The 19,451-nt window shown below is 64.1% G+C and carries 17 protein-coding genes; 13 read left to right on the top strand and 4 right to left on the bottom strand.

Going from position 1 to position 19,451, the window contains the following annotated elements; all coding sequences use genetic code 11:
- Positions 1–7: 7 nt before the first annotated feature.
- Positions 8–2,101: a methyl-accepting chemotaxis protein gene (locus L6639_RS18140; protein WP_237863079.1), complete on the bottom strand. Its 2,094-nt coding sequence runs from the start codon at positions 2,099–2,101 to the stop codon at positions 8–10.
- Between the two features lie 271 nt (positions 2,102–2,372).
- On the opposite strand from L6639_RS18140, the gene L6639_RS18135 reads away from it, so the two are divergent.
- Complete coding sequence (locus tag L6639_RS18135; RefSeq protein WP_008546817.1) at positions 2,373–2,528, top strand: Thivi_2564 family membrane protein; 156 nt, start codon at positions 2,373–2,375, stop codon at positions 2,526–2,528.
- A 71-nt stretch (positions 2,529–2,599) separates the two neighbouring features.
- Here L6639_RS18135 and L6639_RS18130 read toward each other — a convergent pair whose 3' ends face one another.
- The 3 genes from L6639_RS18130 to cysD form a co-directional block, all read right to left on the bottom strand.
- Positions 2,600–4,765 carry a malate synthase G gene (locus tag L6639_RS18130; RefSeq protein ID WP_237863078.1) on the bottom strand — a complete coding sequence of 722 codons (2,166 nt, stop codon included), beginning with the start codon at positions 4,763–4,765 and terminating at the stop codon, positions 2,600–2,602.
- Positions 4,766–5,047: 282 nt separating this feature from the next.
- A complete protein-coding gene (gene cysC / locus L6639_RS18125; protein ID WP_237863077.1) occupies positions 5,048–6,964 on the bottom strand; it encodes an adenylyl-sulfate kinase in 1,917 nt (638 codons plus the stop codon).
- Between the two features lie 20 nt (positions 6,965–6,984).
- Positions 6,985–7,779, bottom strand: coding sequence for a sulfate adenylyltransferase subunit CysD (cysD, locus tag L6639_RS18120; protein WP_237863351.1), 795 nt, complete (start codon positions 7,777–7,779; stop codon positions 6,985–6,987).
- Positions 7,780–8,024: 245 nt separating this feature from the next.
- On the opposite strand from cysD, the gene cysG reads away from it, so the two are divergent.
- From cysG to L6639_RS18060, 12 genes are all read left to right on the top strand, one after another.
- Positions 8,025–9,461 (top strand): siroheme synthase CysG, encoded by a 1,437-nt coding sequence (gene cysG / locus L6639_RS18115; protein WP_237863076.1) that lies wholly within the window; start codon positions 8,025–8,027, stop codon positions 9,459–9,461.
- Positions 9,458–9,775: a DUF2849 domain-containing protein gene (locus L6639_RS18110; protein ID WP_140481233.1), complete on the top strand. Its 318-nt coding sequence runs from the start codon at positions 9,458–9,460 to the stop codon at positions 9,773–9,775. Before cysG ends, L6639_RS18110 begins: the two co-directional genes overlap by 4 nt.
- Before the next feature lie 11 nt (positions 9,776–9,786).
- Positions 9,787–11,442, top strand: coding sequence for a nitrite/sulfite reductase (locus L6639_RS18105; RefSeq protein ID WP_237863075.1), 1,656 nt, complete (start codon positions 9,787–9,789; stop codon positions 11,440–11,442).
- Entirely contained in the window at positions 11,429–11,944 is a 516-nt protein-coding gene (locus L6639_RS18100) for a DUF934 domain-containing protein (protein ID WP_237863074.1), read from the top strand. Before L6639_RS18105 ends, L6639_RS18100 begins: the two co-directional genes overlap by 14 nt.
- Positions 11,941–12,666: a phosphoadenylyl-sulfate reductase gene (locus L6639_RS18095; RefSeq protein ID WP_237863073.1), complete on the top strand. Its 726-nt coding sequence runs from the start codon at positions 11,941–11,943 to the stop codon at positions 12,664–12,666. Before L6639_RS18100 ends, L6639_RS18095 begins: the two co-directional genes overlap by 4 nt.
- A gap of 124 nt (positions 12,667–12,790) precedes the next feature.
- Positions 12,791–13,804 (top strand): sulfate ABC transporter substrate-binding protein, encoded by a 1,014-nt coding sequence (locus tag L6639_RS18090; RefSeq protein ID WP_237863072.1) that lies wholly within the window; start codon positions 12,791–12,793, stop codon positions 13,802–13,804.
- Positions 13,805–13,836: 32 nt separating this feature from the next.
- Positions 13,837–14,673 carry a sulfate ABC transporter permease subunit CysT gene (gene cysT / locus L6639_RS18085; RefSeq protein WP_338076542.1) on the top strand — a complete coding sequence of 279 codons (837 nt, stop codon included), beginning with the start codon at positions 13,837–13,839 and terminating at the stop codon, positions 14,671–14,673.
- A gap of 10 nt (positions 14,674–14,683) precedes the next feature.
- Entirely contained in the window at positions 14,684–15,595 is a 912-nt protein-coding gene (gene cysW, locus L6639_RS18080) for a sulfate ABC transporter permease subunit CysW (protein ID WP_237863071.1), read from the top strand.
- A complete protein-coding gene (locus L6639_RS18075) occupies positions 15,585–16,619 on the top strand; it encodes a sulfate/molybdate ABC transporter ATP-binding protein (RefSeq protein WP_237863070.1) in 1,035 nt (344 codons plus the stop codon). Before cysW ends, L6639_RS18075 begins: the two co-directional genes overlap by 11 nt.
- A gap of 177 nt (positions 16,620–16,796) precedes the next feature.
- Entirely contained in the window at positions 16,797–17,300 is a 504-nt protein-coding gene (locus tag L6639_RS18070) for a CAP domain-containing protein (protein WP_237863069.1), read from the top strand.
- A gap of 77 nt (positions 17,301–17,377) precedes the next feature.
- The gene (locus L6639_RS18065) at positions 17,378–18,553 is read left to right on the top strand and encodes a DUF3734 domain-containing protein (RefSeq protein WP_237863068.1); all 1,176 of its coding nucleotides are present in this window, start codon (positions 17,378–17,380) and stop codon (positions 18,551–18,553) included.
- Position 18,554: 1 nt separating this feature from the next.
- Positions 18,555–19,343: a 3-hydroxybutyrate dehydrogenase gene (locus L6639_RS18060; RefSeq protein ID WP_237863067.1), complete on the top strand. Its 789-nt coding sequence runs from the start codon at positions 18,555–18,557 to the stop codon at positions 19,341–19,343.
- Positions 19,344–19,451: the final 108 nt, after the last annotated feature.

The raw sequence follows: 19,451 nt of genomic DNA, 5'->3' as shown, positions 1-19,451 counted from the left end.
GGCAGGCCTACGCCGCGCGGATCTTGCCAAGGAAATCGGAGACGTCGTGGCCGAGCTGATTGCTCTGGGCTTCGAGCATCTCGGAGGCACTCTTCACATTGTCGGCCGCCGCGGCTGCGGCATCCGCATCGGCCTTCACGCCGGTGATGTTGTCGGAGACGTTCCGGGTGCCCTGCGCCGCATATTGCGTGCTGCGTGTGATTTCCTGCGTTGCCGCACCCTGCTCCTGCACGGCCGCGGCGATCGCGGTCGCGACCTCGTTGACCTCGCCGATGATGCCGCCGATCGTCTGGATGGCGTGGATGGCATCGCCTGCGACCTTCTGGATGTCGGCGATCTGTTCGGAAATCTCTTCGGTCGCCCTCGCGGTCTGGCTCGCCAGCGACTTCACCTCCGAGGCGACCACGGCAAAGCCGCGGCCCGCTTCGCCGGCGCGTGCGGCCTCGATGGTGGCGTTGAGCGCGAGCAGATTGGTCTGCGCGGCGATGGTGTTGATCAGGCCGACGACCTCGCCGATGCGCCCGGCCGACTTTTGCAGGCCCTGCACCGTGCCGTCGGTCTCGCGCGCCTGCGTGACGGCGCGGCCGGCGATGCCGGCAGCATGCGCGGCCTGCTGACTGATATCGTTGATCGAGGCCGAGAGCTCTTCTGCTGCCGCGGCGACGCTGTCGACGCTCATCGAGGCGTCGCTGGAAGCCTTGCCGGCAATTTGCACGCGGTCGTTGGTCTGGCGCGACACGGCGGAGAGATCGCCCGAGGTCTTGCGCATCTGCCCGGAGGCATCGTTCAGTTCACCCAGCGTCTTGCGTACCGCGCCTTCGAACTCCCCGACATAGGCCTCCACGGCGCGCTGGCGGGCGGCGGCGCCCGCATTGCGCTCGCGCTCGTGCTCCTCGATCCTGAGCTTGTCGCTGGCCTGCTGCTTGAAAGTCTCAAGCGCGCCGGCGAGCGCACCGATCTCGTCGTTGCGATCGAGATAGCCGCTGTCGACGGCGAGATCGCCACCGGCGACCTTGAGCATGGCATCGCGGATGGTGTTGAGCGGATTGATCACGCGGCGGCTGATCAGCACGTTTGCGCCGACGGCGAGGCCGATGGCGAGCGCCAGCAGCACCAACTGCACGGTCAGCGCACGCTGCGCGGCAGCGCGCTGTTCCAGTGTATGGCTCTTGGCGGCATCGAGAGCGGTCTCGGCTACGGCCACAGCGGCGGACAGGCGGCCCACCGTGACGGGGGTCCATTGGTTGGCGGTCATCTCGGCCTTTTCACCATTGGCGAGCGCGCCCACCAGACGATCGCGAAGGGCCAGATATTGCGGATCGAAATAGGCGCTCTGGACCGCGGTCAGAGCGGATGACAGAGCCTGTGGCAGCTGCATCCCCAAGGTCGACAATTCCACCGCCTTCCACGCTGCGGCCGTTCCGCCGACGAACTGGGTATAGGCGAGGCGCGCCTCCGGTGCGATACGGCCGGCGCTGAGCCCGGTCGAGACGATCAGCGAGGCTTCGCCGCCGGTGTTACGGAGCAGCCAGGCATTCTGCTTGATCGAGAGCAACTGATCGATCGCAGCGTCCTGATGATTGACGGCGGCGGCCAGCGTGTTCGAGAGCTTGTCGAGCGTGTCGAGCAGCCCCTGCGTCGTCTCCATATATTCCTTCGGCAGGCCTGAGCGGCGCTGCTCCTTCGGCTTGGCGACGTCCTCCCAGAACTGCTTCTGCTCATCGGTCAGCAGCTTGTAGAGACGGGCGAGTTCCGGCACCATCGTCCCAGATTGCGGGAAGTCCATCGCAGGCAGTAGCTCGAGTGCATGCGCCATGGCGGGCATCTCGGCGTCCCGGATCGCGCGCAGATATTTCTCGATCTCGGCATCCACAGGCCCGGTCGAGTTGAGGAGCCGGTTGGTGGTCGAGCGGTCGGTGCGCAGATTATGCATCGCCTTGAACAAATCGGCGGAGGCGTCGGCGATCTGCGAAATGCGGTTGGCGGTCCTGAGGCGGTCCCATGAGTCCCAGGCGGTGAGCGACAGCGCAATCACCACAGAGATCGACGTGATCGCGATCACGGCCTTCAGCAGCGCGGACACGGTCAGACGATTGAGCATCGAGGTCCCCCAATTCCCATTTCAAGGTTCGGTAGCGATGCCCCGGCAAAATCAAGAACGATGGGGCATGACAGGATCGGCAATCACATACCGTTCGCGGCGCGGAGCGGACGGTTTCGGCATCTGAAACGAAAAGGGTAAAGTTTTAGGCGGGTCGTCTGCCGGTAGAATTACGCATTTACCAGAAGTTGCAATGGGTTGCCTGCATGGAACCAGCGCGCGAGACAGGCGTTAGGACCTCGTTAGCAATTTGCCTGAAGGGGGCCCTGCGATGCTGGTCGGCGTACTCGTCACCTTTCTCGTCGTCATTCTCGTGCTCTATCTCATCAACATGCTGCCGATGGACGGGCGCGCCAAACAGATCGCGCGCGTCATCGTCATCATCATCGGCATCGTCTCGCTGCTGAAATACCTCGCAGTGTTTTAGCGGGGCTACGGATGCCCAACAAAAAAGCCCCGGTTCACACCGGGGCTTTGATGTTCGCGTAAGCCGACGTATCAGCCCAGCGCCTTCGCCTCGCGACGGCGCGCGGTGAGGATGTATTCGGTGTAGCCGTTCGGCTGCTCGCGGCCCTTGAAGATCAGGTCGCAGGCGGCCTTGAAGGCTGTGCCGTCGAACGCGGGCGCCATCGGCTTGTAGATCGCATCGCCCGCGTTCTGCTTGTCGACGACGACGGCCATGCGCTTGAGCGATTCCATCACCTGCGCTTCGGTTATGACGCCCTGGTGCAGCCAGTTGGCGAGATGTTGGCTCGAGATGCGCAAGGTCGCGCGGTCTTCCATCAGGCCGACATCGTGGATGTCAGGCACCTTGGAGCAGCCGACGCCCTGGTCGATCCAGCGCACGACATAGCCGAGAATACCCTGACAGTTGTTGTCGATCTCCTGCTTGACGTCGTCAGGCGCCCAGTTCGACTTCGACACCGGAATGGTGAGAATGTCGGAGAGCTTGGCGCGCGGGCCGCCCTTGGTCAGCTCCTGCTGACGCGCGATGACGTTGACCTGGTGGTAGTGCAGGGCGTGCAGCGTGGCTGCGGTCGGCGATGGCACCCACGCCGTGGTGGCGCCGGCCTGCGGGTGCGCGAGCTTCTGCTGCAGCATGTCGGCCATCTTGTCGGGCGCCGCCCACATGCCCTTGCCGATCTGGGCGTGGCCGGGCAGGCCATCGATCAGGCCCATGTCGACGTTCCAGTCCTCATAGGCCTTGATCCAGGCCTGCGCCTTCATCTCGTTCTTGCGGATCATCGGGCCCGCTTCCATCGAGGTGTGGATCTCGTCGCCGGTGCGGTCGAGGAAGCCGGTGTTGATGAACATGATGCGCTTGGAGGCGCGCTGGATGCAGGCCTTGAGGTTGACGGTGGTGCGCCGCTCCTCGTCCATGATGCCGACCTTGAGCGTGTTTTCAGGCAAGCCCAGCATCTTCTCGACGCGGTCGAAGATCTCGCAAGTGAACGAGACCTCGTCCGGGCCGTGCATCTTCGGCTTGACGATATAGGCAGAGCCGGTGCGGCTGTTCTTGACCTTGGAGTTGCCTTTCAAGTCATGAATGGCAAGAAGCCCGGAGACGGCGGCATCGAGCAGGCCTTCGGGCACTTCCTCGCCCTTCTCGTCCAGCACCGCGTCGGTGAACATGTGGTGACCGCAATTGCGCATCAACAGAAGGCTGCGGCCGTGCAGCTTCACTTCGCCCTTGCCGTCCGGTGTCTTGTAGCTGCGGTCCGCATTGAGCGAGCGCGTCAGCGTCTTGCCGCCCTTCTCGAAGTCGGCGGACAGCGTGCCGTTCATCAGGCCGAGCGTGTTGCGGTAGACCAGCACCTTATCTTCGGCGTCGACCGCGGCGACCGAATCTTCCATGTCGAGAATGGTGGAGACTGCGGCCTCCATCACCATGTCGGCGACGCCGGCCGGATCGTCCTTGCCGATCGCGCTGCCACGATTGATCGTCACCTCGACATGCAGGCCGTTATTGACGAGCAGCACGGCTGATGGTGCCGCCGCATCGCCCTGGAAGCCGGCAAATTGCGCGGCGTTCTTCAGCGCGGTGGCGTTACCGCTCTTCAGCTTCACCGCGAGCTGGCCGGCGACCACGCTGTAGGCGGTGACGTCGGTGTGGCTGCCGGTTGCCAGCGGCACGGCGGTATCGAGGAACGCCTTGGCCTTGGCGATCACCTTGTCGCCGCGCGCCTTGTTGTAACCCTTGCCGCTTTCGGAGGGGTCATGCGGAATCGCGTCGGTGCCGTAGAAGGCGTCATAGAGCGAGCCCCAGCGCGCATTCGCCGCGTTCAGTGCGTAGCGCGCGTTGGTGAGCGGTACGACCAGCTGCGGGCCGCAGATCTTGCCGATTTCCTCGTCGACATTGGCGGTCTCGACCTTCTGCGTCGCCGGCTCCGGGACGAGATAGCCGATCTCCTTCAGGAAGGCGGTGTAGGCGTCGAGGTCGAACGCCTTGCCCTTGTGGGCCCGGTGCCAGTCGTCGATCTTGGCCTGGAGCTGATCACGGAAGGTGAGCAGCGAGCGGTTCTTCGGCCCCAACTCCTTGATGATGGCGGCAACCCCTGCCCAGAACGCATCCGGCGCGATCCCCGTTTTGGGGGCGGCTTCCTTGGCGATGAAATCGAAAAGGACGGGGGCGATCTTCAATCCGTGGGCGTCGACGCGTTTCATGATGGTCTTTCTTGTTGGAAATGGCTGTTTTTGGCTGCTTTTGACCCGGCAGCAGCAAAATGCGCCCACGCGGGGGCGGCTTTCGGGACCTATTAGCCTCAAAATCGGGGCGGTGAGAAGACCCCCAGGGGTCTGTCAAAATGTCAAGGAGATGTGGGCCCCCGTCATTCCCCGCGAAAGCGGGGAATCCAGTACGCCGCGGCTTCTCCGTATCCCAACGCTGTCTCTGGGATACTGGGTCGCCCGGTCAAGCCGGGCGACGACAGCGGGGCCAGGGCGGCCTCAAATATTCGCGGCGAGGTCCACGAGCTCGTCGAACAGCACGCCGGTCGCCTTCAGCATCTGCTCGATCTCATCCGCCGCATCGGCAACCGTCCGTGTCGACGTGTCGATCACGAGTTCAGCCCCCTGCGGAGCCTCATAGTCGTTGCCGATGCCGGTGAACGAGGCCAGTGAGCCCGCGCGGGCCTTCTTGTAGTGGCCCTTGGGATCGCGCTCCTCGCACACCCCGGCCGGCGTCGCGACATGGATCTCGCGGAACGTGGTGTCGGCGATGCGGCGTGCGGTGGCGCGATCCTCACGCGACGGGGAGACCGCCGCGACGATCGCGATATGGCCATTACGCGCAAGATGCGTCGCAACTTCGGCGAGGCGACGGATGTTCTCGCCGCGGTCGGCGGCGGAGAAGCCGAGATCGCTGTTGAGCCCGGCGCGCAGCGTGTCACCGTCGAGCAGGATCGGCGAGCCGCCATTGGCGAAGAGACGCCGCTCCAGTGCCTTCGCCAGCGTCGACTTGCCGGAGGCCGGCAGGCCGGTGAGCCAGACCACGGCGCCGTTGTGGCGATAGCGCGCGGAGCGCTCATCCAGGCGCAGCGCCGATTCCACCGGAACGATGTCGACAGGCACGGCACGCTGGCCGGCATCGACCGACAGCACGAGACCGCCGCCGGCAATACGCCCGGCGACCTCGATCACAAGGCGGCCGGTGCGCGGGTTCTCGGTGTAGGGATCGGTTGCGATCGGATTGGACAGGGAGATGTCGATCTCGCCGACATGGTTGCGGCCGATCGCCTTGTTCTCGCTGCTCGAGAGCTCGCCGGGATCGACTGCCTTTTCGATGGCAACGACGGTGGCGCGGCTTTCCTTCGGTCCGCAGCGGACCAGCAACTGATCGCCCTTGGCGAGCGGCTTATCGTGCAGCCAGAAGATGCGCGCGCGCAGCCGCCGCGTCTCGCGCGGGGCGGTGCTCGCATGCGCGATGATGTCGCCGCGCTCGATGAACAATTCGCGGTCGAGCGTGATGCCGACCGAGCGGCCCGCGCCCTGGCGCGTTGCGACCGGCGTCAGCGGCCAGCTCTCGACCGACTTGATCTTGGCGATCTTGCCCGCGGGCATGATGACGATCTCGTCGCCGGCAATCAGGCTGCCGGATTCGATACGGCCGGCGACGATGCGGCGATCGTCGAACTTGTAGATCGCCTGCACCGGCAGGCGCAGTGCCAGCGCTTCCAACGGCCGCGCCGGCTCGAGCCGGTCCAGCGCCTCGACCACGGTCGGACCCCTGTACCAGCCAATGCGGGCGGTGCGCTCGGCAACGCCGTCGCCATCGCGCGCGGAGATCGGGATCACGGCGGTCGGCGTCACGCCGAGGCCGTTGAGATGCGCCGAGATCTCGTCGCTGATTTCCTTGAAGCGATCGGCGCTGAAATCCACCCGATCCATCTTGTTGACGACGACAGCGACCTGCTTCACGCCGAGCAGATGCAGGAGATAGCCGTGACGGCGGGTCTGGTCGCGCACGCCTTCCAGCGCGTCGATGATCAGCACCGCGCCGTCGGCCTGCGAGGCGCCAGTGATCATGTTGCGCAGGAACTCGGCGTGGCCGGGCGCGTCGATCAGCACGATGTCGCGCGAATTGGTGCGGAAGCGGATCTGCGTGGTGTCGATGGTGATGCCCTGGTCGCGTTCGGTCTGGAGCGCGTCGAGCAGGAACGACCATTCGAACGGCATGCCGCGCCGCGCGCTGACGGCCTTCAGCATCTCGAGCTTGCCGTCGGGCAGGCTGCCGGTCTCATGCAGAAGACGGCCGACCAGCGTCGACTTGCCGTGGTCGACATGGCCGACGATGACGATGCGAACCTGCGGACGCGTGGTGCCGTTCGGCGTGGCGGGCGAAGTGGGGGTGACGAGCATGTTCATGACCGCGATGCGTCCTTGAATCAGAGGTAGCCGGCGACGCGCAGGCGCTCGAAAGCGTCCTCGGTCTCGTGGTCGAGCGCGCGGCCGGCACGCTCCGGCACCTTGGTCTGCTCGAGCTCGGCCAGGATCTCGTCGATGTTCGACGCGTTTGAAGCGACCGGATTGGTGATGTCCTGATCGCCCAGCGAGCGATAGCGCTTGCCGTCCTTGGCGAGATAGAGCGGGATGATCGGGATGTTCTCGCGCTTGGTGTAGGCCCAGATGTCGGCCTCGGTCCAATGCAGGATCGGATGGATGCGCAAATGCGCGCCTTGCGGCGGCGATGCGTTGAAATGATCCCAGAACTCCGGCGGCTGGTCACGCACGTCCCAATTGCCTTCGAGACCGCGCGGCGAGAACACGCGCTCTTTGGCGCGGGTGGCTTCCTCGTCGCGGCGAATGCCGGCAATCAGGCCGTCAAAGCCGTATTTGGCCAGCGCCATCTTGAGACCTTCGGTCTTGCGCGCGGCGGAACGGGCGGCCGGCGGCAGCGTTGGGTCGACGGCATCGATGGGCGGGCAGGGCTCGACGCGCAGATCGAGCTCCCACTCTTTGCCATAGTGATCGCGGAAGCGATACATCTCAGGAAACTTCTTGCCGGTGTCGACATGGAGGGCCGGGAACGGCACGCGGCCGAAGAAGGCCTTGCGCGCCAGCCAGATCATCACGTTGGAATCCTTGCCGAGCGACCACAGCAGGGCGATCTTCTTCAGACGCGCAAACGCCTCGCGGAAAATGTAGATGCTCTGGGCCTCGAGCTGGTCGAGATGGTCCATGCTTGGCGCAACATCAGCGGAAAATTCTTGCGAGCCCGAGCGTCCAACGGGGGCCTGGCTGCTCACGCCGGCAACTGCGGAATCGTCCTTGAGAAGATGCATCTCTGCCACTTTGCGTTTGGAGGCTAAAATTCTATAGTTGCACTGCAGGAGAGAAGAAAAAATTTTCTCTTTGCGCGCTCGAAACGACACATATATAGAAAATAATTCCAGTCAACCCCGGATGTGGGGGAAGCGAGTATCGCATGCGGTTCTTGCCGGTGTTTCTCGATCTCAAAGCCGGTCCGGTGGTCCTCATCGGCGCGGGTGAGCTTTTGCGCGCAAAATTGCGCGTGCTCGCCGCTGCCGGTGCGCGCGTTCGCGTGCATGCGATCGATGGCAATCAGGACCTGGGTCTGAACTCCGACGACACCGCGCGTATCGAGATCGCGACGGATGATCCGCTCACATCGGATCTTGCTGGCGTCATCGCGATCGTCTGCGCCGGCGCGGGCGATGTCGGCGTGGCGATGTCGGCGCGGGCAAAATCGCTCGGCCTGCCCGTCAATGTCATGGACGATCTCGATCATTCCAGCTTCATCTTCCCGGCGATCGTCGATCGCGGCGATGTCGTGGTCGCCGTCGGCACCGGCGGCACTTCGCCGGTGGTGGCGCGGCGGCTGCGCGAGAAGATCGAGGCACTGCTGCCGGCCCGCATCGGCGAGCTTGCCGAGTTCATCGGCGGCTTCCGCAAGTCCATCAACGAGAGCATTGCCGAGTTTCCGCTGCGCCGCCGCTTCTGGGAGCGGGTGATCGATGGCCCGATCGGCGCTGCCGTGCTGGCTGGCCGCAAAGCCGATGCGCGCGCGGCGTTGAATGCTATTTCCGATCCGTCCGATTTCGCGCGTGCTGACAAGCCGCAAGGCTCGGTTGCGCTGGTCGGCGCCGGCCCCGGCGACCCGGACTTGCTCACCATCAAGGCGCTGCGCGCGCTGCAGGACGCCGACATCGTCTTCCATGACGAACTCGTCTCGAGCGAAATTCTCGATCGCATCCGTCGCGATACAACGCGCGTTCCGGTCGGCCGCCGTGTCGGCAAGCCCGGCATCGGACAGGACGCCATCAACACGCGAATGATCGAAGCTGCGCAAGCTGGTCAACGCGTGGTGCGGCTGAAGGGTGGCGATCCCTTCGTGTTCGGCCGCGGCGGCGAAGAGGTGGAAGCCCTGCGCGCCGCCGGCGTTGCCTATTCGATCATTCCCGGCATCACCGCCGGGCTTGGCGGAGCCGCCGATTTCGAAGTGCCGCTCACTTACCGTCACGAAGCCACCCGCATCACCTTCCTCACCGCGCACAAGGCCCGCGATGCAGAGACCGTCGACTGGTCGACGCTGACCGACACCAGAATGACCGTTGTTGTTTACATGGGCATGACCGCGGCCCCCGCCGTGCGCGCGGGCCTGTTCGCCGCCGGCCGCTCGCCGGAGACGCCGGTCGGCGTGTTCGCCCGCGTCACGCGGCCCGATGCCCAAGGCGCGATCGGCATGCTGCGCGACTTGCCCGAGCTCGTGCGGCAGACCAATGGTGGTCCCGCCATTCTCATCATCGGCGACGTGGTCCGGCATGCCGGCTCGCTTCGTCGTCAAACTCCCAAGAAAAACTCAGCTCAAATCATCTCTGACCTATTGGATGCAGCCGAATGACCTCCCCGCTTGAACAGAAGAAGATCAAAATCGCCGGCCCCTCGGTCGTCACCGCCAACCGCACCTGGGACGGAATCGTTGTGTACCGCACCGCCGCCAAGAGCTGGTCCGCGGACCTCTCGGAGGCTGCGATCGTGCGCAACTCCGACGAAGCCAAGGCGTTGCTTGCAGAATCGGTCGCCGATGACGTCGGCGCGATCGGTCCCTATATCGCTCCGGTGCAGGTCGGCGCAGACGGCAAGATCGAACCCGGCAATCTGCGCGAACAGATCCGCCGCACCGGCGTGACCATCGGTCAGTCGGCCCAGGCTTAAGGCATTCGCTGATGTACGCTTACGACGAAATCGACCGCACGCTCGTCAACGAGCGCGTCTCGGAGTTCCGCGACCAGGTGAAGCGCCGCCTCTCGGGCGAGCTCACCGAGGACGAGTTCAAGATCCTGCGCCTCCAGAACGGCGTCTATCTGCAATTGCACGCCTACATGTTCCGCGTCGCGATCCCGTACGGGACGCTGGCGACGGACCAGCTGCGGGCGCTGGCTCATGTCGCGCGCAAATATGACCGCGGCTATGGCCATTTCACGACGCGGCAGAACATCCAGTTCAACTGGATCAAGCTCGCCGAGCTGCCTGACGCGCTGGAAGATCTCGCCAAGGTCGGCATCCACGCGATGCAGACCTCCGGCAACAACATGCGCAATGTCACCTCGGACCAGTGGGCCGGTGTCGCACCCGGCGAGATCGAGGATCCGCGCATCTGGTCGGAGCTGATCCGCCAGCACACCACGCTGCATCCGGAATTCTCGTTCCTGCCGCGCAAGTTCAAGATCGCGATCACCGCGTCGGACCACGATCGCGCCGCGATCAAGATCCACGACATCGGGCTGAAGCTGATCAAGAACGAGAAGGGCGAGACCGGCTTCGAGGTGCTCGTCGGCGGCGGCCTCGGCCGCACGCCGTTCATCGGCAAGACCATCAAGCATTTCGTGCATGGCCGCGATATCCTCAGCTATATCGAGGCGATCCTGCGCGTCTACAACCAGTACGGCCGCCGCGACAACATCTACAAGGCCCGCATCAAGATCCTGGTGCACGAGCTCGGCATCGAGAAATTCTCGCGCGAGGTCGAGGAGGAGTGGCAGCACATCCGCAACGCCTCGCTCCAGATCGACGACGAGGTGATCGAGGACATCCGCTCGCGCTTCACCTATCCCGCTTACGAAAAGCTGCCGCACATGCCGGACGAGCTGCGTCAGGCCGCGGCGGACGCCGACTTCGAGGCGTGGCGCAAGAACTCGGTCGCGCCGCACAAGGTGCAGGGCTATTCCATCGTCACCATCTCGCTGAAGCCGATCGGCAAGCCCCCGGGCGACGCCACGGCCGAGCAGATGGATGCGCTGGCCGATCTCGCCGACAAATATTCCTTCGGCGAGATCCGCGTCGGCCACGAACAGAATTTGGCGCTGCCGCACGTCGCCAAGCGCGATTTGCCGGCGCTGTGGAAGGCGCTCGACAAGCTCGGGCTGGCGACGCCGAACGTCAACCTGATCACCGATATCATCGCCTGCCCGGGTCTGGACTATTGCTCGCTGGCCAATGCGCGCTCGATTCCGATCGCGCAGGAGCTGACGCGGCGCTTCGCCAACCACGAGCTCGCCAATCTGATTGGCCGGCTGCACATCAACATCTCCGGCTGCATCAACGCCTGCGGCCATCACCATGTCGGCCATATCGGCATTCTCGGCGTCGAGAAGAACGGCGAGGAGGTCTACCAGATCACCATCGGCGGCCGGGCCGACGAGGGCGCGGCGCTGGGCAATCTGATCGGCCCCGGCGTCAAGTTCGACGAGGTCGCCGACGTCATCGAAGACGTTGTCGAAGCCTATCTTGCGCTGCGCGAGCGGCCCGAAGAGCTGTTCATCGACACGGTGAAGCGGCTCGGCGTCGAACCCTTCAAGGAGCGCGTCTATGCCACTCGTTAATGGCGGAAAAATCGCCGACGACCGTTTCGTCAAGCTGGCCGTCGACACGCCGTTGCCCGAGAGCGGCGACATCCTGGTGCCGGCCGAGCGTTTCATCGCCGAGGCGGATGCGTTGCTGAAGCGCGCCGGCAGGGTCGGCGTGATCTGGCCGAACAACCGCGACATCGACGAGCTCGTGCCGTATCTCGGCAAGATCGCCGCCGTTGCCCTGGTGTTCCCGACCTTTCGTGACGGGCGCGCCTACAGCCAGGCCCGGCTGCTGCGCGAGCGTTACAATTATCGCGGGGAGCTGCGTGCTACGGGGCAGATCCTGCGCGACCAGTTCGTGTTCATGCTGCGCGCCGGCTTCGATTCCTTCGAGGTCAAGAAGCAGGCCGATGCGGAAGCCTTCATGCAGACCGCAAAACGCTATTCCGTGTTCTACCAGCCGACCGGCGATGGCCGTATCACGGCCCTGCACCGGCGCATGCAGCTGCGTCACTCCGAGGGTGTCGGCACGTGAACGCCATCGCACCTCAAGTCTCGTCCGTTTCCACGCTACCTTCAGCGGCGGAGCTCGATCGTGCCTTGCGCGACGCCTCGCCTGCGGAGGTCGTCGCGGCCGCGCTGAAAGCGGTCGGCCGTGAGAAGCTCGCGCTGGTGTCGTCCTTCGGTACGGAATCAGCAACGCTGCTGAAGGTGATGGCGGACGTCGACCCGGCGATCCCCGTGATCTTTCTTGATACCGGCTGGCTGTTCGAGGAGACGCTGGCCTATCGCGATACGCTGATCGAAACGCTGGGTTTGAAGGACGTCCGTTCGATCAAGCCTGCCGAGGAGACGCTGACGCGCGAAGATCCGGACCGCGACCTCTGGTTCTCCGATCCCGACGCCTGCTGCCGCATCCGCAAAGTCGAGCCGCTCGCGCGTGCACTCAGGCCGTTCTCGGCCTGGCTCAACGGTCGCAAGCGTTTCCAGGGCAATACGCGCGCCGATATTCCGGTCGTCGAGGACGATGGCGCGCGGTTGAAGTTCAACCCGTTCGCCAATGTCTCGCGCGAGGAACTCGAGGCGATCTTCGTCCGCGCCAAATTGCCGCGTCACCCGCTTGCGGCATCGGGTTTTCGCTCGGTTGGGTGTATGCCTTGCACGAGCAGGACCGCCGAGGGCGAGGATGAGCGCGCGGGTCGCTGGCGCGGCCGGGCCAAGACAGAATGCGGCATCCACACGACGAAGACTTCGTAGCACAGTCGCGCTGCGGGCTTGCGAACAAGAAAATCCGCTTCCGTTGACTTGAGAGCGTTTCGCCACGAGTTTCGCCTGCATGCCTTCGCTGACATCGAGGTCATCGAAGTGAATGGAGATGGACATGGTGCGTCGTATCTTTCCGCTCGCTGCAGGACTGCTCGTTACGGGACTCGTTACAAGTTTCTTGGCAAGCGCGGCTCTCGCTGCTGACATCAATCTTCTGAACGTGTCGTATGATCCGACGCGCGAGCTCTATGTCGAGTTCAACAAGGCGTTCGCGAACGCCTATCAGAAGGAAACAGGCAAGAGCGTCGAGATCAAGCAGTCGCATGGCGGCAGCGGATCGCAGGCGAGGGCGGTGATCGACGGCTTGCAGGCCGATGTGGTGACCCTCGCGCTCGCCTATGACATCGACGCCATCGCCGGCAAGGGCCTCACGGCGGCCGACTGGCAGAAGCGCCTGCCGCAGAATTCATCGCCCTACACCTCGACCATCGTGTTCCTGGTGCGTAAGAGCAATCCCAAGGGCATCAAGGACTGGGACGATCTGATCAAGCCGGGGGTCGCCGTCATCACGCCGAACCCGAAGACCTCGGGCGGCGCCCGCTGGAATTATCTTGCCGCCTGGGGCTTTGCGCAGAAGAAATACGGCTCCGCCGACAAGGCCAAGGATTTCATCGGGAAGCTCTATCAGCAGGTGCCGGTGCTCGACACCGGCGCGCGCGGCGCCACCGTGACCTTTGTCGAGCGCGGCGTCGGCGACGTGCTGCTGGCCTGGGAGAACGAGGCGTATCTCGCGCTGAAGGAATTCGGCCAGGAAAAATTCGAGATCGTGGCGCCGCCGCAATCGATCCTCGCCGAGCCGCCGGTCGCCATCGTCGACAAAGTCGCCGCCAAGAAGGGCAGCCGCGACGTCGCCGATGCCTATCTCCAGTACTGGTACACCAAGGAAGGGCAGGAGATCGCCGCACGCAACTTCTACCGTCCGCGCGATGCCGAGATCGCAAAGAAGTACGAAAATTCTTTCGCCAAGGTCGAACTATTCACCATCGACGACGTTTTTGGCGGTTGGACCAAGGCGCAGAAAGAGCATTTCGCCGACGGCGGCGTCTTCGATCAGATCTACAAGAACTGATCGGGCGCTGACGGAGAGGCGACAGGGGCCTGGTGAGCGCAATCGCAGCACGACGCCGGACATTGCCGGGCTTCGGTCTCACGATGGGACTGACGCTGACCTGGCTGTCCGTCATCATCCTGATTCCGCTTGCCGGCCTGTTTTTGAAGTCGACTGAACTCAGTCCCGACCAGTTCTGGGCCATCCTCTCCAGTCGTCGCACCTTGAACGCGCTCCGCATCTCCTTCGGGCTCGCGTTCGCGGCGGCCTGCGTCAATCTGGTGATGGGCAGCATCATCGTCTGGGCGCTGGTGCGCTACCGCTTCCCCGGCCGGCGGCTGTTCGATGCGATCGTCGACGTACCGTTCGCGCTGCCGACGGCGGTCGCCGGCGTCGCACTGACCACGCTGTTCGCCGAGAAGGGCTGGCTGGGGGCGCCGCTCGCCGCGCTCGGCATCAAGGTGGCGTTCACGCCGCTCGGCATCTTCGTCGCCATGATCTTCATCGGCATTCCGTTCGTGGTGCGTACCGTGCAGCCGGTGCTCCAGGATCTCGACCCCGAGATCGAGGAAGCCGCCGGCAGCCTGGGCGCGAGCCGCTGGCAGACCATTATCCGCGTGATCCTGCCCTCGTTCGCGCCGGCGCTGCTCACGGGGCTCGCGCTCGCCTTCGCGCGCGCGGTCGGTGAATACGGGTCGGTGATCTTCATCGCCGGCAACCTGCCCAACGTCTCCGAGATCGCGCCGCTGCTGATCGTGATCCGTCTCTCCGAATTCCGCTACGCCGATGCGACCGCGATTGCGGTGGTCATGCTCCTCGTTTCCTTCGTCATCATCTTCGCGGTCAACCGGTTGCAGCGCTGGGCGCAGCACCGGGAAGGAGAGCGATGAGGGTGGGACGATGACGATGCAGATCGCCGATACCGTTTCGCTGTCTTCGCCCGAGGCCAAGGCACGCGCCCGTGCCGCGGCCGCGCGCAACAATCTCCGCACCGAGCCGCAGGCGGTGCGCATCGCCATCATCGCGCTGGCGATCGTGTTCCTGTCCGTCTTTGTCGTGCTGCCGCTGGTGCTGGTGTTCGCGCAAGCCTTCTCGCGAGGTCTTTTGGCCTATGCCGCGGCGCTGGCCGAGCCAGAGGCGCTGGCCGCGATCAAGCTGACGCTGGTCGTCGCCGCGATCTCGGTCAGCGTCAATCTCATCTTCGGTCTCGTTGCGGCCTGGGCGATTGCGAAGTTCGAATTCACCGGCAAAACCTTCCTGATCACGCTGATCGACCTGCCGTTTTCGGTCAGCCCGGTTATCTCCGGTCTCGTCTTCGTGCTGTTGTTCGGCGCGCAAGGCTATTTCGGCGGCTGGCTGAGGGATCACGACATCCAGATCCTGTTCGCGGTGCCCGGTATAGCGCTCGCCACGACATTCGTGACCTTCCCCTTCGTGGCGCGTGCGCTGATCCCCCTGATGCAGGAGCAGGGCACGCAGGAAGAAGAAGCCGCGATCTCGCTCGGCGCTTCCGGCCTGCAGACCTTCTTCCGCGTCACGCTGCCCAATATCAAATGGGGCGTGCTCTACGGCGTCCTGCTCTGCAATGCGCGCGCGATGGGTGAGTTTGGTGCGGTCTCGGTCGTCTCCGGCCATATCCGCGGCGAGACCAACACCATGCCGCTGCTCGTCGAGATTCTCTACGATGAATATCAATTCGTCGCGGCGTTTGCGATTGCCTCGCTGCTCGCCATGCTTGCGCTGATCACGCTGATAGCCAAGACCATCCTGGAGCGCCGGCTAGAGGACGGAGAAGAATCCCGTGACCATTGAAGTCAAAAACCTCGTCAAGAAGTTTGGCAATTTTGCCGCGCTCGACGGTGTCGACCTCAAGGTCGACAGCGGCGAGTTGCTGGCACTGCTCGGGCCGTCCGGCTCGGGCAAGACCACGTTGCTGCGGATCGTCGCCGGACTCGACTGGCCTGATGCGGGTGAGGTTGTCATCAACGGCGAGGATGCGCTGGCGCAGGGCGCGCGCGAGCGCCATGTCGGCTTTGTGTTCCAGCACTACGCGTTGTTCCGCCATATGAGCGTATTCGAGAACGTCGCCTTTGGCCTCCGCGTGCAGCCGCGCGCGATCCGCAAGGACCAGGTGGCGATCCGCGCCCGGGTCAAGGAACTGCTCGATCTCGTGCAGCTCGACTGGCTCGCCGACCGCTATCCGAGCCAGCTCTCCGGCGGCCAGCGCCAGCGCATCGCGCTTGCCCGCGCGCTCGCGATCGAGCCGCGCATCCTGCTGCTCGACGAGCCCTTTGGCGCGCTGGACGCAAAAGTGCGGAAAGAACTGCGCAAATGGCTGCGCTCGCTGCACCATGAGATCAACGTCACGTCGATCTTCGTCACCCACGACCAGGAAGAGGCGCTCGAAGTCGCCAACCGCGTCGTCGTCATGGACAAGGGCAGGATCGAGCAGATCGGCTCGCCCGACGACGTCTATGAGACGCCCGCGAGCGCCTTCGTCCACGGCTTCATCGGCGAATCCATCGAGCTGCCGGTCCAGGTCGAGGGCGGCGTCGTCAGGCTCGGCGATCGCCCGCTGCGGCTCGCCGCGGAGGGGCTGGCGCCTGGCGCGTCAAGACTGTTCGTGCGGCGACATGACATGCTCATTGGTCCGCCTGGTAGCGGCGCCTTCGAGGGCGCGGTCCAGCATGTCCGCAATTTCGGCCCGGTGCAGCGGGCCGAAGTCGCGCTCTCGGGCGGCCAGACCATCGAGATCGACGCTCCTCGTGACCGGGAACTGCGGGCCGGCGACACTATTGGCCTCGAGCCCCGCCGCTACCGCATATTTGCGGGTTAGGCTCCGTCATTCCGGGATGGTGCGAAGAACCAGACCCGGAATCTCGCGATTATTGAGCAGGATTCCGGGCTCAGCGCTGCGCGCTGCCCCGGAATGATGGATACGATTTTCCTCAAAATTCACCTTTCAGCCACGGTTGGTATGCAACAACGGCCCCTCATTTGGGGGCCCCTGAACATGCGCGCTGCGGCCGCGATCCTTCTCACTTTGCTTCTCGCCGGCTGCGCCGGCAATGAAGCGCCGGTCCAGCAGCCGTCGATGTATGCCGACATGTCGGTCCCGGGCGCCAAGCTCGATGCGCCGGCCGCCGCGATCATGATCTCGCAATACCGCCAGAACAACGGGCTCGGCGCCGTCGAGATCGACCCCGAATTGATGCGGCTCGCCGAATCCCAGTCCGGAGCCATGGCCGCCGCCAACAAGATGGACCATGACGTGCGCGCCCCCCTGGCCAAGCGGCTCAATGCCGGCGGCTATCCGGCAACCGTGGCTGTCGAGAACATTTCGGCCGGCTATCATACGCTGGCCGAAGCGTTTTCCGGCTGGCGCGACTCGCCTCCGCACCGCGCCAACATGCTCAAGAGCGGTGTCACAAAATTGGGCATCGCGGCGAGCTATGCTCCGGGCACCAAGTACAAGGTGTTCTGGACCATGATCCTGGCATCGACCGATCCCCGATAAGCCAGACTTGATCCCGGGTGCATTGACGTCGCGACAGACTGTCGCCACGGTGGCTCGCCTTTTGCTATTGTTCCCGAATGACAGATCATAGTCCGGAAGTCGCAACAGTCCCCGCGAAGGCGCAGCGCGTCCTGGTTCTCCAGGGCGGCGGCGCGCTTGGCTCCTATCAGGCCGGCGCCTATCAGGCGCTGTGCCATTTCGACTTCGAGCCCGAATGGGTTGCCGGCATCTCGATTGGCGCGGTCAATGCCGCCATCATTGCCGGCAATGATGGCCAGACCCGCGTCAAGCGGCTCAAGGAATTCTGGGAGATGGTCTCCGCGCCGGTGCCGTGGAAGCCGATCGGCAAGAGCGACCACAGCCGCGAGCTGTTCAATTCCACCAGCGCCGCACTGATCGCGACCTTCGGCGTGCCCGGCTTTTTCACTCCGCGAGTCCCGCCCGCGCCGCTTTGGCCGCCGGGCAGCAAGCAGGCCGAGAGCTATTACGACACCGCGCCGCTGAAGAAGACGCTGGAGCGCCTCGTCGACTTCGACCGCATCAACGATCTGAAGACGCGGCTTTCGGTCGGCGCCGTCGGCGTCACCTCCGGCAACTTCAAATATTTCGACAATTACGAGTTCAAGAAGCTCGGCAAGCTCATCGGCCCCGAGCACATCATGGCCTCAGGCGCGCTGCCGCCGGGCTTTCCGTCGGTCGTGATCGACGGCGAGCATTATTGGGACGGCGGCATCGCCTCCAACACGCCGCTCGACTTCGTGCTCGATGCTGAAATCGACCGCGACATGCTGATCTTCCAGGTCGATTTGTTCAGCGCCCGCGGCGACCTGCCGAATTCGCTGCTCGAGGCCACCGAGCGCGAGAAGGACATCCGCTTCTCCAGCCGCACGCGAATGAACACCGACAAGAACAAGCAGTTGCACAACGCCCGCAGGGCGGCGCGCGAGCTGATTGCCAAATTGCCCGATTATCTCAAGAACGACCCGTCCGTCGAGTTCCTCGCGAAGGTCTCTCGTGAGAGCACTGTCACGGTGGTGCACCTGATCTATCGCAGCAAGAACTACGAATCCTCGTCCAAGGACTACGACTTCTCGCATGTCGCGATGGTCGAGCACTGGGAAAGCGGCGTGCGCGACGTGCATCTGTCGATGCGCCACAAGGACTGGCTCGAGAAGCCGCAGTCCGGCGAGACCATGGTGACCTACGATCTCACGGGGGACGTCACCGCGCCCCCGCCAAAAAGGAGCGAATAACATGGGTACTCTCTCAGGCAAGAACGCCGTCGTAACAGGTTCGACCAGCGGCATCGGCCTTGCTTACGCGCGCGCGTTTGCCGCTGCCGGCGCCAATGTCGTCATCAACGGCTTCGGCTCGCCCGAGGACATCGAGAAGGAGCGCACCAAGATTGAATCCGATTTTGGCGTGAAAGCGGTCTACTCGCCCGCCGACATGACCAAGCCGGCCGAGATCGCCGGGATGATCGCGCTCGGTGAAAAGTCGTTCGGCTCGGTCGATATCCTCGTCAACAATGCCGGCATCCAGTTCGTCTCGCCGATCGAGGAATTCCCCCCGGAGAAGTGGGACCAGATCATCGCGATCAACCTGTCCTCGGCCTTCCATGCCATCCGCGCCGCCGTTCCCGGCATGAAGAAGAAGGGCTGGGGCCGCATCATCAATACGGCCTCGGCGCACTCGCTGGTCGCTTCGCCCTTCAAGTCGGCCTATGTGTCGGCCAAGCACGGCATCGCCGGCCTGACCAAGACCGTGGCGCTGGAGGTCGCAACCAGCAAGATCACCTGCAACTGCATCAGCCCCGGCTATGTCTGGACGCCGCTGGTGGAGAAGCAGATTCCGGACACGATGAAGGCCCGCAACCTCACGCGCGAGCAGGTCATCAACGACGTGCTGCTCGACGCGCAGCCGACCAAGGAGTTCGTGACCTCGGAGCAGGTGGCCGCCCTTGCGCTGTTCCTGTGCAGCGACGACGCTGCGCAGATCACCGGCACCAATTTGTCGATCGACGGCGGCTGGACCGCGGAGTAACGGCCGCGTTCTGTCGTCCCAGACGACACAGCGTGGGGTGGGCAAAGGCGCGAAAGCGCCGTGCCCACCATCTCTCTCGATCACGAAAAAGGTCGTGGGCACGCTTCG

This window comes from Bradyrhizobium zhengyangense (genome assembly GCF_022012555.1).
Classification (GTDB): Bacteria; Pseudomonadota; Alphaproteobacteria; order Rhizobiales; family Xanthobacteraceae; genus Bradyrhizobium; species Bradyrhizobium zhengyangense.
This window is presented reverse-complemented; position numbering and strand designations above follow the sequence as displayed.

Coding starts and splice junctions, on each gene's coding strand:
- L6639_RS18110 (WP_140481233.1), top strand. CDS start 9,458: ATGACCTCCCCGCTTGAACAGAAGAAGATCAAAATCGCCGGCCCCTCG.
- L6639_RS18090 (WP_237863072.1), top strand. CDS start 12,791: ATGGTGCGTCGTATCTTTCCGCTCGCTGCAGGACTGCTCGTTACGGGA.
- cysG (WP_237863076.1), top strand. CDS start 8,025: ATGCGGTTCTTGCCGGTGTTTCTCGATCTCAAAGCCGGTCCGGTGGTC.
- cysW (WP_237863071.1), top strand. CDS start 14,684: ATGACGATGCAGATCGCCGATACCGTTTCGCTGTCTTCGCCCGAGGCC.
- L6639_RS18070 (WP_237863069.1), top strand. CDS start 16,797: ATGCGCGCTGCGGCCGCGATCCTTCTCACTTTGCTTCTCGCCGGCTGC.
- L6639_RS18105 (WP_237863075.1), top strand. CDS start 9,787: ATGTACGCTTACGACGAAATCGACCGCACGCTCGTCAACGAGCGCGTC.
- L6639_RS18100 (WP_237863074.1), top strand. CDS start 11,429: ATGCCACTCGTTAATGGCGGAAAAATCGCCGACGACCGTTTCGTCAAG.
- L6639_RS18060 (WP_237863067.1), top strand. CDS start 18,555: ATGGGTACTCTCTCAGGCAAGAACGCCGTCGTAACAGGTTCGACCAGC.
- cysD (WP_237863351.1), bottom strand. CDS start 7,779: ATGGACCATCTCGACCAGCTCGAGGCCCAGAGCATCTACATTTTCCGC.
- L6639_RS18135 (WP_008546817.1), top strand. CDS start 2,373: ATGCTGGTCGGCGTACTCGTCACCTTTCTCGTCGTCATTCTCGTGCTC.
- L6639_RS18065 (WP_237863068.1), top strand. CDS start 17,378: ATGACAGATCATAGTCCGGAAGTCGCAACAGTCCCCGCGAAGGCGCAG.
- L6639_RS18140 (WP_237863079.1), bottom strand. CDS start 2,101: ATGCTCAATCGTCTGACCGTGTCCGCGCTGCTGAAGGCCGTGATCGCG.
- L6639_RS18130 (WP_237863078.1), bottom strand. CDS start 4,765: ATGAAACGCGTCGACGCCCACGGATTGAAGATCGCCCCCGTCCTTTTC.
- cysC (WP_237863077.1), bottom strand. CDS start 6,964: ATGAACATGCTCGTCACCCCCACTTCGCCCGCCACGCCGAACGGCACC.